The organism is Muricauda sp. SCSIO 64092 (assembly GCF_023016285.1).
In the GTDB taxonomy this organism is placed as follows: Bacteria; Bacteroidota; Bacteroidia; order Flavobacteriales; family Flavobacteriaceae; genus Croceivirga.
Genome location: NZ_CP095413.1, coordinates 135,710 through 153,228, shown reverse-complemented (window position 1 = coordinate 153,228; position 17,519 = coordinate 135,710). Strand labels below are relative to the sequence as shown.

The window sequence follows — 17,519 nt, the reverse complement described above, 5'->3', positions numbered from 1 at the left end:
GTATTGCTGTGCAAGGTGGCGACGGAATCGGCATAAAGGCCATTGTGGAGGTTAGGGCGAAACCATTTTTAAGGCGCCAAGACGATACCAATACATAAGTCAATGCCCAAGAGCCATACTAATGGGTACCCCAAGTAGAATTTTGGTTTTTCGAGGTTTTAAGGAGGTCCGGTCAGCATACTTTTTACGGACGGTTATCGCCCGTAGATATCATTGTAAAGTTTCATGTACTTTTCCTTTACAATCTTACGACGAAGTTTCATGGTAGGGGTCAGATGACCTTCTTCTATGCTCCATACGTCCGGTGTTAGACGAAATTGCTTTACTTTTTCCCATTTGGCAAAATCTTCGTTGGCATCGTCCACCTCTTCCTGGATACGGGAAATTACCGTTTCGTTACTACAGATATCCGCAGTGGTACCTAAGGTAATATCATGCTCTTCTGCCCAGGAAGACAAAAATTCAAAATTGGGCTGAATCAGGGCTCCGGGCATCTTTTCCCCTTCTCCAACAACCATGATTTGTTCTATAAACCGGGATTGCTTGAACCGATTTTCCAATAATTGGGGCGCTACATACTTGCCCCCCGAGGTTTTGAACATTTCCTTTTTCCGATCGGTAATCTTTAGAAAGCCCTCTGAATCGATTTCCCCGATATCCCCAGTGTGGAAATAGCCTTCCTTGAGTACCTGTGCCGTCTTATCCGGGTCTTTATAATAGCCCTGCATTACATTGGGCCCTTTGCACAGGATTTCGCCATCGTCGGCAATCCTCACCTCCACGTCTTGGATAATTTTACCGACCGTTCCAATTTTCCAACCGTTGTTGCGCTCGTCATTGACCGATATGACAGGGGAAGTTTCCGTTAGGCCATATCCTTCCATTACGGGCATTCCGGCAGCGGCAAAAACCCGGGCCAGACGGGCCTGTAGGGCCGCGCTTCCGGAAACCATCATTTCCAGATTGCCTCCCAGTGCTTCTTGCCATTTGCTAAAGATCAGTTTTCGGGCCAATCCCAATTGCTTTTCGTACCACCAGCCATTAACTTTATAAGGCTCGAATTTTAGTCCCAGTTCCACTGCCCAAAAGAAAAGTTTCTTTTTTATCCCGGTCAAATCGGCACCTTTGGCGATGATGGCATCGTAGACTTTTTCCAAAAGTCTTGGTACCACGGTCATGACCGTGGGTTTAACTTCTTTGATATTCTCACTGATTTTGTCCAGGCCTTCTGCAAAATATACCTGGATACCACAATATTGGTACAGATACAATATCATCCGTTCAAAAATATGACAGACGGGGAGAAAGCTCAGTGCCTTGGCACCGGATGCAAAGGGAACACGTACCTTGCTTGCCACAACATTGGAAACAATATTATTATGGGAAAGCATTACTCCCTTGGGTCTGCCCGTAGTTCCGGAGGTATAAATCAATGTGGCCAGGTCGTCTGGCTTAACCGCAGCTTTGAGGGCCTCGACCTCATCTTGGTTGGAATCGTCCTTGCCTTTTTCGAGAACCTCACTCCAATGGTTGCAGTTCTTTAATTCGTCAAAGGAAAAAACATCCTCCAGTTTTTTTACATTTCCACTTATGGCCAATATCTTTTGGAGCACTTCATCGCAGGAAACAAAACAATATTTTGCTCCTGAATGGTTAAGGACATATTCATAATCCTCTTCCGAAATGGTGGGATATATAGGAACGTTTTGTGCCCCAATTTGAAGTATTCCAATATCCATAATGTTCCATTCTGTCCTATTGGTCATTGAAATTACGGCAATCTTATCGTTGGGTTTAACCCCCATACGGAGCAGCCCCCTACTTATGGCATTGGCCTTATCAATGTATTCGTCGGTGGTAATGGATTCCCATGTACCTCCAACTTTCATGGCAAAAGCTGCTGGGAGTTTATAATTCTGTTGTTGATAGTACGGAAAATCGAATAGTCTGGTTACGGTTTGCATAGTAAGTTTCGCTAAAGTAATTGCAAAATAGGGAAAGGAGTCTAGATTTTAAAAACGAATCGACAAAATTGTTTGTTAATATTTGAGAATCTCTAAACAAAAGTTGTTTTTAATAGTATTTAACATTAAATTAATAGGTTTGCTTTTATATACGCGATTTTTTTCTGTGTTTAATGACATTTGTCATATTACTTCTATTTATACGCCTCTAATTTTGCTCCAGAAATTCACCAAATAATGTTAATCCTAAAATAATAGCGACTGTGGTAAAAGACCAAATTAAAGAAGGAGTGTGGACCAAAGAAGTCAATGTCAGGGACTTCATCATCAACAATATTAAACCCTATCATGGCACAGCGGATTTTTTGATCGGCCCAAGTGAAAAAACCAAAAAGGTTTGGGAAGCTTGTAAGCTTGCGATGAAAGAAGAGCGTGAAAACAACGGGGTACGGGCAGTGGATACGGAAACGATATCCAGTGTAAGTGCCTTTGATGCAGGATATATTGATAAGGAAAATGAAGTAATTGTAGGCTTGCAGACCGATGAGCTTTTAAAAAGGACCATGAAGCCTTTTGGTGGCTTTCAAGTGGTGCAGAAAGCACTTTCGGAACAAGGATTGGAACCCAATCCACATTTGACCGATTTGTTCTCCAAACATGTCAAGACACATAATGATGGGGTATTTAGTGCGTACACCCCAGAAATAAAAAAATACCGTTCCCTTGGTATTTTAACCGGTCTTCCAGATAACTATGCACGGGGACGTATTATTGGGGACTATAGACGTGTTGCCCTTTACGGTATTTCCTTTTTGATCCAATCCAAGTTGAAGGATCTGGATGGCCTTGATACGCCAATGACGGACGAGGTTATTCGTCTACGGGAGGAGGTTTCCGATCAAATTGGTGCGTTGAAGGACATGATTGTCCTAGGTGAAAAATACGGACTGGATTTGAAACGTCCCGCACGTAATGCCCAAGAGGCCGTTCAGTGGACGTATATGGCCTATTTGGCTGCCGTTAAGGAGCAGGATGGAGCTGCAATGTCATTAGGGAATGTTTCTTCCTTCCTGGATATCTTTATTGAAAATGATATTGAAGACGGCAAATTAACCGAAGAAGAAGCCCAGGAACTCATTGATCAGTTCGTGATGAAGTTGCGAGTAGTACGTCATTTACGCATGGATGCGTATAACGAAATATTTGCTGGGGATCCCACTTGGGTAACTGAGGTGATTGGAGGTATGCTGAACGATGGTAGGACAAAGGTCACCAAGACCTCATATCGATTCTTGAACACGCTTTACAATTTGGGACCATCACCGGAACCAAACCTTACGGTGTTGTGGGCCTCCGAGTTACCCGGGAATTTCAAGGAATTCTGTGCCAAGGTAGCCATAGATACCTCTTCCATCCAATTTGAGAACGACGATTTAATGCGTACGCTACGGGGATCGGATGATTATGGTATTGCTTGTTGTGTTTCCCATCAGGATTTAGGAAAGTCAATCCAGTTTTTTGGGGCACGTACCAATTTGGCCAAGACACTTTTACTTGCCTTAAACGAAGGTCGGTGTGAAATTACCGGAAAGAAGGTTGTGGATGGAATTGAACCCATCGGAGAAGGGTATTTGGATTACGATCAGGTGATGGCCAACTACAAAAAAACATCCAAGGAAATTGCCCGTGTGTATAGCGATACCATGAGTATCATCCACTACATGCACGACAAGTATTACTATGAAAAGGCTCAAATGGCCTTGATAGATACCAATCCTAGCATTGATATCGCTTATGGTATTGCAGGGGTATCCATTGTGGCAGATTCTTTGTCCGCCATCAAGTATGCGAAAGTACTTCCCGTGCGAAATGAAGAGGGATTGACAGTGGATTTCAAGATTGAGGGTGATTTTCCAAAATATGGAAATGATGATGACAGGGTGGATACCTTGGCTGCCAATGCAGTAGCTGATTTTAACAGGGAACTGCAACAGTTTCGAGTGTACAAAAATGCACGACCTACCTTGTCCGTTTTAACCATTACCTCCAATGTGGTTTATGGTAAGAAAACGGGGGCAACTCCGGACGGTAGGGCCATGGGCGTGCCTTTCGCTCCAGGTGCCAATCCTATGCACGGTCGGGATGCCAATGGTGCCATTGCATCATTGAATTCCGTGGCCAAGATCAAATATCAGGATGCCCTGGATGGTGTATCCAACACCTTTTCCATCATACCAAAGTCATTGGGGGCCAATGATGGGGATCGAAAAGAAAACCTGGTGAGCATTTTAAATGGGTATTTCTCCAAAAATGCACAGCATGTAAATATTAATGTGTTGAACAAGGAAACCTTATTGGATGCCATGGAACATCCTGAGGAATATCCACAATTGACCATTAGGGTCTCTGGTTATGCCGTGAATTTCACGAAACTGACCAGGGAACAACAGCAAGAGGTCATTACAAGATCATTTCATGACTCTATGTAACTGCCTTTTTCCATGATGACGGCACCTGAGAAAAATAATATTGGTTTTTTTCAGGTGCCTTATGGTATGGGAACTACTATGGAAGAATTGGTCACACCTACCTTAAGGGTACACTCCATCGAATCTTTTGGCACCCACGACGGACCGGGGATAAGAACCATAATCTTTTTACAGGGATGTAAACTGAAATGTGTGTATTGTCACAATCCCGATACCATTGCCATGGAGGGTGGTCAGGAATATAGGGTAACGGAATTGGTGGAGCGGGTCCTTAAGATGAAGCCTTATTTTGGTAAAAAGGGCGGGGTAACGGTCTCTGGTGGTGAACCCCTGTTACAAGCCAAGGCATTGATACCGTTCTTTAAAAGATTGAAAGAGGAGGGAATCCATACCAATTTGGATACCAACGGTAGGATCCTGAATAATTTTACAAAGGAACTGCTTGATGACTATACCGATCTGGTCATGTTGGACATTAAGCACATGACAGAAAAAGGTTTCAGGGAAATCACAGGTGTCCAAAACAAGGAAACCACGTTCAATTTGGCAAAATACCGTGAGGATTCGGGAAAGGAGATGTGGTTGCGGTATGTGCTTATCCCCGGAATGACGGATAGTCCACAACTGTTACATCAAATGGGGAGGCATTTTCAAGAATACCAAACCATTGAACGTCTGGAAATTCAGCCCTATCATAAATTGGGAATACATAAATGGGAGGCCTTGGGCTGGGAATATCCCATCAAAGAGGCCCGTGAAAATACAGAAGAGGAATTGGAAGCCGCCATTGGCATTCTCGAGTCCTATTTTAAGAAAGTAACCGTGAATTAAACCAAGGAATTTAAAACAGTGTTGGACAGCAACACGCATACAACAAAGATTATGAACACAAGAAAGCTTAAAAACCGTTGGCTAATTGCCGCCTCCGCTGTAGGTATCCATATTTCCATTGGTTCGGTTTATGCCTATTCCGTAATGACGAATCCCGTGAAGGATATTTTTGACGTGGAGGGGAGTGTTATCAAATGGGCCTTTAAAATAGCCATTTTGTTATTGGGACTCTCAGCGGCCTTTTTAGGACGTTGGGTAGAAAGGGTGGGGCCCAAGCGAAGTGGAACTGCGGCCGGTTTGTTCTATGGTATCGGTATCTTAGGTTCCGGACTGGCCGTGCAATTGGAATCATTACCACTATTTTACCTCTGCTATGGGGTAATTGGGGGTATTGGATTGGGCCTTGGCTATATCACCCCGGTAAGTACATTGGTCAAATGGTTCCCTGATAAGAGGGGACTGGCGACAGGAATGGCCATTATGGGCTTTGGTTTTGCCGCTTTATTGTTTGGCCCCATTATGCAAGCTTTGTTTGATGCGGTCGGCGTCTCAACAGCTTTCTACATTTTGGGGGCCATTTATATGGTGATGATACTGATGTCCGCCAGCTATATGGAAAAACCACCACAAGATTATATGCCTAAAGGCTTTGCGCCAGGTGAAGGCAATCGGGTAAAGGCGGATATGGCAAACATAAGTGCCAATGAAGCCTTAAGGACAACCCGGTTTTACTATATCTGGATCATGATGTTCATTAATATTTCCTGTGGTATTGCCGTTATAGCCGCCGCCAGCCCCATGATGCAGGAGAAGTTGAATTATTCCCCTATGGAAGCTGCCGCCATTGTAGGTTTAATAGGGGTGTTTAATGGCTTGGGAAGAATACTTTGGTCCAGTCTTTCGGACTATTTTGGTCGTGCCAACACCTATATTCTTTTCTTTGCATTTCAAATATTGGCCTTTTATTTCCTGCCGAGGATTTCCATGGAACTGACCTTTTTGGTTATCCTCTTTTTGGTCATCACTATGTATGGCGGTGGTTTTGCTACCCTGCCCGCATTTTTAGGGGATTTGTTTGGAACCAAACAATTGGGGGCCATCCATGGAATGGTATTGACCGCCTGGGCTTTGGCCGGAGTTGTCGGTCCTACTATTTACGATGTGGTCAAAAAGACCACCGGTTCCCTGGATACTACTTTGGGTGTTTTTGCGGGATTGTTTGTTGTGGCCCTAATAGTGTCCCTTTTAATGAAAAGAAAGGTTGTAAAGGCCTATAAGGAAATGGGGAACAAGGTTTCACTGGCAAAAACCTAAAAAAAGCTAGGGGTTCCTTTTACGTTTCCCATTCAAGGTGAATTTAGAGGTGTAGTTTCATCCCTTCATGTGAAGGCTGGAAACCAAGGTTGGTATAAAACTCAAGGGCTTCCGGTCTTTTTTTATCGGTTGTCAATTGAATCACATGTGCCCCCTTTTCCTTGGCGCGATTGATGGCGTATTGAAAAAGAAGCTTGCCCAACCCTTTTCCGCGATATGAATGGTGGATTCGTACCTGTTCTATTTGTGCCCTTAGGCCACCTTGATAGGTTAAATATTGTAGGAATGAAAGCTGCAAAGTACCAATAACCTTTGTGGAATCGTTTTCCAAAACCAGCAGCTCTTGATTGGCATCACTGGCTATTCGTTCATATGCCAAAAGATAGTTCTTTGGGATAGGAAGTCTAAAATCCTCACGTTTCTTACCCAGTTCATCATTTGCGAGCATTTCAACTATACCTGGGATATCCTCTTCTGTAGCTTCGCGGATTTTCATTGGATCAAGTGTTTTCCTTGATCCACTCGCGCGCGTTCACAAAAGCCTGGATCCAGGGAGAAACCTCATCGTTTCGGTCCTTGGGATAATGCGCCCAATTCCATGGGAAAATACTTCGTTCAATATGGGGCATGGTCACCAAATGCCTACCGGTCCTATCACAAAGCATAGCTACATTGTAATCACTCCCATTGGGATTGGCCGGATATTCCGGATACCCATATTTGGCCACAATGGCGTACTTATCTTCAGAAAGGGGAAGGCGAAACTTTCCTTCACCATGACTTATCCAAACCCCCAAGGTGGTACCTTCCAAATTGGAGAGCATCACGGAATTGTTTTTTTGGATTTTTACCGAAGTGAAATTGCTTTCGTGCTTGTCCGAGTCGTTGTAGGTCATTTTGCCATGCCGGTCGCCATGTTCCGGATTGATCAAATCCAGTTCCATAAATAATTGGCAACCGTTACAAATCCCCACTGAAAGCGTGTCCTGCCTTGCGAAGAAATCCTGAATTACCTTTTTCGCTTTTTCATTGTATTTGATGGCACCCGCCCAACCTTTTGCCGATCCCAAAACATCGGAATTGGAAAATCCACCAACGGCACCAAGAAATTGAATGTCCTTTAAATCCTCCCGGCCGGATATCAAATCGGTCATATGCACATCTTTTACATCAAATCCTGCCAAGTACATGGCATGGGCCATTTCACGTTCGGAATTACTTCCTTTTTCACGGAGGATGGCCGCTTTGGGACGGTCATTTCGGCTTGGTTCGGTAACGGCGTGGCCGAGGTCACCTGAAGTCACCCCCTGCGGAAATGTGTAAACCAGAGGTTGCTTTTTGTAATTCGTATAGCGCGCTTTTGCCAGGCCTTTGGCCGTTTGTTTATTGTCCAGGAGATAGGACGTCTTAAACCAAATATCGCGGAGGGAATCAATAGGTAAACCAATTTCAACACCATGGTTTTTAAGTTTCAGGATACCTTCTGAAATAGGCCAACCTATTTTGATGATTTCCAGACCTTGGGATTCCAAACGCTCTTTAACCGGTGCATCGCCCTGAAAAACAATACCGCAGTTTTCTGAAAAGAGAAGCTTTATGGTATCCGGTTCATCAAGTTCGGTTATATCAATTTCAGCACCCAAATCCGTATCTGAAAAACAGATTTCCAGTAAGGTGGTCAGCAATCCACCCGAACCTATATCGTGACCGGATTGAATGGTCCCCATCTTGATTTCCTGTTGCATTGCATTGAACGCTTTCCTAAAATAGTTGGGGTCGTTTACCGAAGGTGCCTCACTGCCCACTAGGTTCAAGACTTGATTGAAGCTGGAACCTCCCAATTTGGGCCTGTCCTTGCTTAGGTTGAGATAGTAAATGTCCCCCCCATCTTTTTGCAGTACGGGTTCCACCACTTTTTTGATATCGGAACAATGACCAGCAGCGGAAATGATGACCGTTCCCGGGGCAATAACCTCCTGGTCCTTGTACTTCTGCTTCATGCTTAAGGAATCCTTACCGGTAGGAATATTAATGCCCAAGGCAATGGCAAAGTTGGAACAGGCTTCCACCGCCTCGTATAATCGTGCATCTTCCCCTGGGTTGTGGCACGGCCACATCCAGTTGGCGGAGAGTGAAACCGATTGCAGACCTTCTTCCAAGGGTGCCCAAATAATATTGGTCAGGGCCTCGGCAATACTGTTTCTGCTGCCGGCCACGGAGTCAATCAGTCCCGAAATAGGGGAGTGGCCTATACTGGTTGCAATTCCTTCCTTACCCTTAAAATCGAGTGCCATTACCCCACAATTGTTGAGGGGCAATTGCAACGGACCAGCGCACTGTTGCTTGGCCACACGGCCCCCAACACAACGATCTACCTTGTTGGTCAACCAGTCCTTGCAGGCCACGGCCTCTAACTGTAACACACTTTCCAAATAATCATGGAAATGCTCCAAACTGTAGGGGGCATCTTTAAACCGGGTTTCGATCTTCGAGTCTTCCATGATGGTTTTTGGAGAACTGCCAAAAAGTGCGGACAACGCTACATCCATGGGTTTATCTCCCTTACTTTTACTTTCGAACGTAAAACGATGGTCACCTGTAACCTCGCCTACCTCAAAAAGTGGGGAACGTTCCCTAGCCGCTATTTTTGTCAGCGTTTCCATGTCTTTTTCACCCATCACAAGGCCCATACGCTCCTGACTTTCATTACCGATCAATTCCTTGGCCGAAAGGGTAAGGTCGCCTACAGGAAGTTTGTCCAAATCAATATGGCCGCCCGTTTCTTCCACCAATTCCGATAGGCAGTTCAAATGTCCACCTGCACCATGGTCGTGAATGGAAACAATGGGATTTTCTTCACTTTCCACCAAACCACGAATGGCATTGGCCGCCCGTTTCTGCATTTCGGGGTTGCTCCGTTGCACGGCGTTCAACTCGATAGCCGATTCAAATTCCCCGGTATCTGCACTGGACACGGCGGCACCACCCATACCTATTCGGTAATTGTCTCCTCCCAGAATCACTACTTTATCCCCCTTTTGGGGAGTGTCTTTTAAGGCCTGTTCAGCTTTCCCGTAACCGATACCTCCGGCCAGCATAATGACCTTGTCGAACCCTAATCGTTGTGCTTCTTCCTTGTGCTCAAAAGTCAGTACGGACCCTGCAATCAGTGGCTGCCCAAATTTGTTTCCAAAGTCCGAAGCGCCGTTACTGGCCTTGATCAAAATGTCCATAGGGGTTTGGTACAGCCAATCCCGTTCCGGAAAGGCTTTTTCCCAAGCCCTGCCCTGAAGAGGGTCGGCAGGGTCGTCTTCCAACCTGGAATAGGATGTCATGTACACTGCGGTACCGGCCAAAGGTAAACTTCCTTTACCGCCCGCCAATCGATCCCGAATTTCACCTCCCGAACCTGTGGCCGCCCCATTAAAAGGTTCTACCGTAGTAGGGAAGTTATGGGTCTCTGCCTTTAGGGAGAGCACGGAATCAAATTCCGATTCTTGGTAAAAATCAGGTCCATCGGCACGTGTTGGGGCAAATTGAACGGCTTTGGGCCCTTTTATAAAAGCTACATTGTCCTTATAGGCCGAAACAATGCCATTGGGATGTTCCTGGGACGTTTTTTTGATGAGCTTGAAGAGCGAAGTGGGCTTTTCTTCCCCATCGATTACAAAAGTGCCGTTAAAGATCTTATGTCGACAGTGTTCCGAATTCACCTGACTGAAACCGAACACCTCGGAATCGGTCAATTTACGTCCCAAATCCTTGGAGAGTTGCTCCAAATAGGCTACCTCTTCCTCACTCAACGCCAGGCCTTCTTTTTGATTGTATGTCGCTATATCCTCAATTTCCAAAATCGGTTCGGGGGCGATATTGATGGTGAAGATATCCTGGTCCAAACCATGGTATTTTTGGAAAAGCATAGGGTCATAATCGCTTTCATTTTCTTCTACCGCATAAAACTCCTCAATTCTTAAAACACCGGTAATCCCCATGTTTTGGGTAATCTCCGTGGCATTGGTACTCCAAGGCGTTAACATAGTGGCGCGTGGACCAACAAAAAAGGCGTCAAGTGACGCCGCTTCTATCTTGGGTTGGTTGCCGAACAACCATAGTAACTTTTCTTGATCTTGGGAGCTTAGGTCTTGATTGGTCTGCAGGGCGAAAACCTTGGTTTTTGGGTCCCCGAAAAAGTGAATCATTGCCATTTATTTGGAAAATGCAAATTTACCAAAATGTAAAGGATTTTAAATGGTGGAATAGGGGAGTTGTTAACGAGGTCTGTTGATATATACAATAGTTCTTCGAAAGTTACGCCTAAGGATTGTTTTGCCTCGTCTTACTTATTTCTTTTACGTTCCATTCTCAATCCTCTTTCTTTAAGAAAATCGTTGATGTCAATACATCTGACTCCATTTTTCTTTGCTATAGCTGGAACTTTATTAGGTTTAATTTTACTTTCATTCGTAATGAGAACGTAATTATATGTCTTGCAATAGCCTATTAAATAAGGGTCAGCTTCCTCTTTTCCGAGAGCCTGCTTTTTTGAATCTAGAAATCCAGTGTTATACTCGTCATTTATAATTGGAATAGAAGCAGTTATGCTAGCTGTATCTGTTTTGTGAACAAAAAGTTTTTTCCACTTCTTAATCCAATTTTTCAAAAAATCTTCTTTTCCTTCATAGCTGTTTATTTCATCTTCAACGAAGTCTATCGTCCTGAAACAGCCTATTGAAATTAATTCCTCAATCTCTTCCCAAATAGCTTGAAAGACCGGATTGTCATACTTGTATGTATATTCAAGCATTATTAAAGCGCTGGTGTCAATAACATAAACAGTTTCATTCTCGCAAAAATTTATTTCCATTTATCGAGAATTTAATAGTTCTCGTGTTTTGGGAATATATGAAAGTTTAACACCCAGAAAGTCAGATAAGTCTTTAATGTCAATTCTGTTTTTGTCATAAGCAGAAAATGCTAAAGAGATATAATTTTTCCCTTTTTCTCTAATAGTTTCTTTCGCAATGTCGCGCCCTTTAGGATTTTTTGAACGTCCAAATGAAGGTTTGTTCCATACCTGATGTTTTTCGTTGTAATATTTTGAAGTTGTAAGTTTATTTGTTAGAAGTGACCTTAAAATTGCAAGAGGTCCTACATGGAAATAATTAGATAATTCTATTAGGTCTTTTTTCAACCAAACTTTATTCTGCTTGTATTTATAGTCTTGTACAATATCTCTTGAAAGTAGATCAGATTTAGGAATAAGAATTTCGGCGGCAAAAGCATTGCACCATTTCTCAATTTCACTTGTTGTTTTAATTGATAAATCACAAAGTCCACCGCGATTTAGCACTATATGGCCCAATTCGTGAAATAAGGTAAAAATTTTGGATGTAGGTTTTTCGCTTCCTCGTTTTATTCCAATTATTGGAATATCCTCATCTATGATTGAAAACCCCCTTAGGTTGTCCTGAGTTAAACTCATTTGAAAAACAGCTACTCCTAATGATTCGACTTTATCTATGTAAGCTTCAAGAATATCGTTAATATTTTCAAGTTCTCTTATTTCATTAAGATTTAGGTCAGTTCTAATTGTTTGTGCTAATTCATCAACATTACTATCTACGCTTGCCGAATATTTGAATTTAGGAATAGCAATTCCAGCATCTGTTTTAAGTTCTATAAGGGATTGAGTGAAAGCTCTTGCCTTACGGACTGCTAAAATTGTTTTCTCATGAAATTTTCCTATATCTTTCGAATCAATTGTCCTTCTGTCTTTCGGAAGTGGCTTTTCTTGGGGCGCCTCTCGTAGGAGTAGAGTTGCAATCGTCCGTTTGTAGGTTTTAGCAAGTAGTTTTAATTCCTCTAAACCAGGATGTTTTTCGCCATTTTCAATTTGATTTAATCGACGTAAATTAATTCCTGTTTTTTCGACAACATGATTTCGTGATTGACCAATCGACTCTCTTGCCCAAACCAGAACTTTGCTGTTAACTGGAATTTTGTCATTCTCTATCATCAAATCAAATCTACAAATTTAGGTTTATTGAGTATGGCAATTCTCATTTTGGAGATGGTTGGTAACTACAAATCAATATTTTTTCTACTCTGTGTTTTGTCAAGGTCATCAATACTCAAAATCTAAATCAGAGGAGTTCAGTGCTATTGAAGTATTTAATGTAGAAAATAATTTTGATCTTTAGAGAGCTTGCGGCGTTTTTAATATTGTATTTCCACTTCTACCGGATGCAATAGGTTGCAAGAATTATAAATATTGGTGGAAAATCTATTGTGACTTCTAAACCAATGGACTTTCTACATTCTAGAACAGTATTTTTTTACAACCTAAAATTATACCGGACTTTTAATAAAATCTGACGGTTTTGAAGCTCCCAAGGTTGGTTGATGTTGTTTATGGTATTGTTGTTAAAAACGAGGAAGACATCGCCCAGCGATGAGAATATCCAGTGGATACGGGCGTTTAATCCCAATACCCGGCTATCCGTATCGTATTGCAAATAGCTGTTCAATTGCAAATTGGAGGTGACATTAAAGCGTACACGAAGTCCTGCCAAGCTTTGATCAAAATCCCCAAAGGGCAACCGGGCACGGTTGTGAAGGCCATTGAATTCAAAGGCCAGCAAGGCACTGGGATTCCAATTGAGGGTGAGTTCAAACTCATCCAAGGTACCTTCATAAAAACTACCAAACCACCAAGTAGCCTGACCGCTCAATCGTCGCTTACGGGCAAATTCCGCTTCCAATCGATAACGCATAAAATTGTATTCCCCCACCGGAATGGTGACTCCTTCGGAAATATCAAAAGGCACCAAAATATTTTCACCCGTAGGCCGAACGTTGGCCTCAATACGGTCGCCGCTTTCCAAACGCCAGTTGATGGGCGCGGTAAACACACTGTAGGATTGCCATGGCCCGGAAATATTGTTGATATAGGTCACAAAAAATTGGTGGAACATTTGACGGAGCCAAGGCGTTTTCGGCCGGGGAGCAAAGGTGCCCCCGAAACGGTAAAAGTTGACACCCTGTCTGGGCACAAAGCCCAAGGAGGGATCGAACTGCTCCCCAATACGGGCATAGGTGACCGCAACGTCCCACCGGTCATTAGGGTAATCAATTTTAAAACCCGCCGCGGAACGGTCACCCGATAGATCCCCTCGGTCAGTGAATAGTGCCCAACCCCCGACCAAAAAGTTTTTGTCTCCCTTGAATCGGGTCGTCTGAAAGGTAAAATCACCTCCGGACATCCAACTGCCGTCCCTTCCCAGGGGATCACCTGACGAGGCGATAAACCCTACCGAACTTTCTTTGAGCACGTTGCGGCGAACCCGGACCACTCCCATATTGGTGGCATCAAAACTGTCATCGTCTAAACTGAAATCGTCAGTGCGAATGCCCAATCCGCCAAAGGCAGTCTTTCCAATACGACCATTGAGTTTGGTGCCCCCAACTACTGGAATCTGCACATTGTTTCGTAAACCGATCCGACGACTAAAAAAAGGCAGTACCGTGCTGGTACCCGTACCAAAGCCAAATTCGAAAATATCGGAACCTTCAAGAAAAAATATCCTTCTCTCAGGAAAAAATAAGGGGAAACGGGTGAGGTTGGTTTGGCGGGTATCCACTTCGGTTTCACCAAAGTCGGTATTTAATGTAAATGTGGCGAGCACATTGGGACCAATACGTTGGTTGGCATCCAAACTGACGTCAGGGTCCACGACCATAGCACGATCCGGTCCCAGTTGGTTGGCATTGGCAATCAATGAGGGGCGAATATTGATCCCAACGCCATAATTGAATTCAGGAAGCCCAGTGACCACACCTGCGCGACTCGTCTGGGCAATCCATTGGTCACGCTTGACATTGGCCCAGCGAATGGTCTCCAAATTGCGTTGTATGCGCCGCTCTATATTAAAGCCCCATTTTGATAACCCTTTTTTGAAAGCGATACTCTGAATGGGAATCACAATTTCTGCTGTCCAGCCCCTCTCGGTTATCTGTGTTTTGGCATCCCACACAGCATCCCAATCTTCGTTTTCGTCTTCACCACGGTCCGAAACCAAAGCGTCATAACGTGCTGCCAATGAATTCACGGCAAAGATGTAACCCGATTGCCCATCCAAAAAAGGATCAATGACCACCTTCACATGGTCTTCTTCAGAAATGTCCGCATCCCGAAGTTTGGAGAATCGAATAATTCCATCGGGATTGCTATCGTTGCAGGTAATGCCAATCACTACCGTTCTGGCATCAGCTATGACCTGAACCAAAGTAGTCTGTGATGGGATTCCCCCTTCTTCGGGAACGGTAGTCTTAAGATTGGTGAGCACAGGGGCGTTTTTCCAGTCCTCTTCATTCAAGGCCCCGTCAAAATCCAAGGATTCGGTCAACTTTCCAGAGGCAAATTCGGGTCGCTCAATGGTTTGACCAAAACCAAGCTCCATAAAACCGAGCAACAGAATGAATGCCAATAAGCGGTGTAGGACTGATTGGAAAGCCTGAAGCAGTTTTATGGTTCGCACAGTTTGGATTCAATAGTGGTCACTAAACCAGAAGGAAAGATAGTCCAATGTTTGGTTCATTGGGTTGGTCACGGTTTAGTTTATTGTGGTTCTAAATACGTCAATCCAACAATTCAATTCTTGAAATGGTCAGTTCAAATTTTTGGGGAACCTTATTTGCAATAAGAAAAGTGATTTCTTCAATTTTATGATGATCGAAATTCGGAAAGTTTAATCGTCGTCCCCGAAAGGTGGGGTAGAGGTCTTTAAGTTGAAAATCCAAGGTTTGCCAGTTTCCGGTCGTTTCAAATTTGGTGATATAACTGTAATAACTTCCCCTTTGGTGCCTAACACGGAATTGATAGTTGCTTCCATCCCCCTTTAGGCGGATTCGAACTTTACTTTCCGGAGTCACCCTTAGGGTCTCCATAACATATCGTACCGAAGAAAATCCTCCATTGTTTTCCAGGGAAACCGTTCCGGAGAATTTAGCATTCCCCTCTTTGGTGATCCCAAACTCACCAGAGGAACGCCCCCCCATAACAACATCATCAATGATATACCAGTTTTTGGAATTTGGATTGGTGTTGGCATCAAAAAGGGTTTGGGCTTTCATAATGATGGGGATTAAAAATAGGACTACTATGACAATTTGTTGTTGCATTTAATTTATTTCCTTGACAAATACCATACAATGCTGCCATGGCAAATTATCGATGTTTTCCTTCAACACAAATCCTACGGCGGCCATTTCCTTAACCGCTTGCTCCTCTGTCATTTTATGCAACCGTTTAATGGGTACACTTGGGTCTTCACCTCGATACTCGATCAGGAATAGCTTGCCTTCTTTTTTCATGGCATTGTAAATGGACCGCATCATTTCCATGGGATAACCCATTTCATGATATACATCTACAATAAGCACCTTATCCAGTGTGTTTTTGGGGAGATTGACATTTTTTTCAGAACCCCTAACGATTTCAACATTACCTGCCTTGAATTCCCGTTTTCGGAATTTTAGCGCTTCCAACATCTCTTCTTGGATATCCACGGCATAGATAATTCCTTTAGGTGTTTTTTCTGCCATTTTGAAAACATGATATCCAGAACCTGCGCCAATATCCGCAATGACATCAGTTTCGGATAGTTGCATATTTTCCAATAGCTTAGTGGCTTTCTCCTCCCTTTCACGCTCTGGGCGTTCCAACCAGTACATGCCCTGAAACCCCATTACATGGGCAATTTCCCTACCCATATACCATTTGCCAATTCCATTGGGGTCATTCTTTTTATACGAGTAAGGACCATCTTGGGCACAGACAGATACGAAGGAAATCAAAATGGGAAGTATACCAAGGAGTTTATGGATTTTAATCATAGCAATTGATGGCCTTGGTAAGGTTGTACTGTAAAAATAAGGGATACTGCGGAAGAGTTATCCTAAGAAAGCTCTAATTTTTAATGTTTTTAACTATCAACGCCTGAATTGCCTACAGGATGAAACCAAATACAATTTTTGTGTGGTGCGGTTGGGAATGGCTTATCCCACCTTAAAAAAGAATAAAAAAGCCCCAATTTGGGGCTTTTATTGATTTAGACAAACATCCCTCCAGAGGCTTCAATGCGTTGACCATTGATCCAGGCAGCATCATCGATACACAAAAACGCCACCACACTACCAATATCCTCTGCTTCGCCAACACGACCCAATGCCGTTAACGAAGCTATGATCTCGACTACCTGAGGTGCCGCTTCAAAACGATCCTTATTAAAATCCGTGTTGATTGCTCCTGGAGCGACCGTATTGGCCTTAATTTTTCGTGTCCCCAATTCCTTGGCCAGATATCGGGTATAGACTTCAACAGCTCCCTTCATGGCCGCATAGGCAGAATATCCTGGGAACGAAAACCGGGCCAAACCACTGGAAATGTTTACAATGCCCCCGCCATCATTCATGGCGTCAAGTAGCTTTTGGGTAAGGAAATATACGCCTTTGAAATGGACGTTCATAAGGTCATCAAAAGCTTCTTCTGAAGTATCGAAAACCGAACCCTCGTGGCCAAAACCTGCGTTATTGACCAAATAATCAATTTTGGATCTGTTCCACTGCTTATTTAGTTCTGTTACCAAATTGGTTTTAAAAGCCTCAAAAGCAGTACTGTTTCGGGCATCCAATTGTAGTGCGATGCCCTGCGCGCCTTCGGCGCCAATCAATTCAAGGGTTTGCTGGGCAGCTCCACTGTTGGAATTGTAGGTAATGACCACATCCAATCCTTTTTTGGCCAGGTTAACTGCCATATCCCTGCCCAGTCCCCGGCTACCCCCTGTAACCAATGCTATTTTTCTGGAATCCATAGTGTTTTTGTTTTTTAAATTGAACACTACAAAGTTCCATTGTGGGTCGC

The 17,519-nt window shown here is 43.6% G+C and carries 12 protein-coding genes; 3 read left to right on the top strand and 9 right to left on the bottom strand.

Features of this window, described 5'->3' with window-relative positions; genetic code table 11:
* Positions 1 to 194: 194 nt before the first annotated feature.
* Positions 195 to 1,964: an AMP-dependent synthetase/ligase gene (locus L0P88_RS00575; RefSeq protein WP_247132704.1), complete on the bottom strand. Its 1,770-nt coding sequence runs from the start codon at positions 1,962 to 1,964 to the stop codon at positions 195 to 197.
* A gap of 263 nt (positions 1,965 to 2,227) precedes the next feature.
* Between L0P88_RS00575 and pflB the strand changes: the two genes are divergently transcribed.
* From pflB to L0P88_RS00560, 3 genes are read left to right on the top strand one after another with little or no spacing between them, the layout of a single operon-like run.
* Positions 2,228 to 4,453 (top strand): formate C-acetyltransferase, encoded by a 2,226-nt coding sequence (gene pflB / locus L0P88_RS00570; protein WP_281499704.1) that lies wholly within the window; start codon positions 2,228 to 2,230, stop codon positions 4,451 to 4,453.
* Between the two features lie 12 nt (positions 4,454 to 4,465).
* The gene (gene pflA, locus L0P88_RS00565; protein WP_247132703.1) at positions 4,466 to 5,284 is read left to right on the top strand and encodes a pyruvate formate-lyase-activating protein; all 819 of its coding nucleotides are present in this window, start codon (positions 4,466 to 4,468) and stop codon (positions 5,282 to 5,284) included.
* 51 nt (positions 5,285 to 5,335) lie between these two features.
* Complete coding sequence (locus L0P88_RS00560; RefSeq protein ID WP_247132702.1) at positions 5,336 to 6,598, top strand: OFA family MFS transporter; 1,263 nt, start codon at positions 5,336 to 5,338, stop codon at positions 6,596 to 6,598.
* 43 nt (positions 6,599 to 6,641) lie between these two features.
* On the opposite strand, the gene L0P88_RS00555 is transcribed toward L0P88_RS00560, so the two are convergent.
* The 8 genes from L0P88_RS00555 to L0P88_RS00520 all read right to left on the bottom strand — a co-directional run bounded on the left by L0P88_RS00555 (position 6,642) and on the right by L0P88_RS00520 (position 17,469).
* Complete coding sequence (locus L0P88_RS00555) at positions 6,642 to 7,094, bottom strand: GNAT family N-acetyltransferase (protein ID WP_247132701.1); 453 nt, start codon at positions 7,092 to 7,094, stop codon at positions 6,642 to 6,644.
* A gap of 4 nt (positions 7,095 to 7,098) precedes the next feature.
* Entirely contained in the window at positions 7,099 to 10,797 is a 3,699-nt protein-coding gene (gene purL / locus L0P88_RS00550) for a phosphoribosylformylglycinamidine synthase (protein ID WP_247132700.1), read from the bottom strand.
* Positions 10,798 to 10,934: 137 nt separating this feature from the next.
* Complete coding sequence (locus L0P88_RS00545) at positions 10,935 to 11,462, bottom strand: DUF4411 family protein (RefSeq protein WP_247132699.1); 528 nt, start codon at positions 11,460 to 11,462, stop codon at positions 10,935 to 10,937.
* The gene (locus L0P88_RS00540; protein ID WP_247132698.1) at positions 11,463 to 12,614 is read right to left on the bottom strand and encodes an ImmA/IrrE family metallo-endopeptidase; all 1,152 of its coding nucleotides are present in this window, start codon (positions 12,612 to 12,614) and stop codon (positions 11,463 to 11,465) included.
* A 319-nt stretch (positions 12,615 to 12,933) separates the two neighbouring features.
* Positions 12,934 to 15,135 (bottom strand): carbohydrate binding family 9 domain-containing protein, encoded by a 2,202-nt coding sequence (locus L0P88_RS00535; RefSeq protein WP_247132697.1) that lies wholly within the window; start codon positions 15,133 to 15,135, stop codon positions 12,934 to 12,936.
* A gap of 100 nt (positions 15,136 to 15,235) precedes the next feature.
* On the bottom strand, positions 15,236 to 15,730 hold the full coding sequence (locus tag L0P88_RS00530) for a CIA30 family protein (protein WP_247132696.1): 495 nt from the start codon (positions 15,728 to 15,730) through the stop codon (positions 15,236 to 15,238).
* A gap of 48 nt (positions 15,731 to 15,778) precedes the next feature.
* Positions 15,779 to 16,492 carry a class I SAM-dependent methyltransferase gene (locus L0P88_RS00525; protein ID WP_313791588.1) on the bottom strand — a complete coding sequence of 238 codons (714 nt, stop codon included), beginning with the start codon at positions 16,490 to 16,492 and terminating at the stop codon, positions 15,779 to 15,781.
* Between the two features lie 215 nt (positions 16,493 to 16,707).
* Positions 16,708 to 17,469: an SDR family NAD(P)-dependent oxidoreductase gene (locus L0P88_RS00520; protein WP_247132695.1), complete on the bottom strand. Its 762-nt coding sequence runs from the start codon at positions 17,467 to 17,469 to the stop codon at positions 16,708 to 16,710.
* Between the last annotated feature and the right edge of the window lie 50 nt (positions 17,470 to 17,519).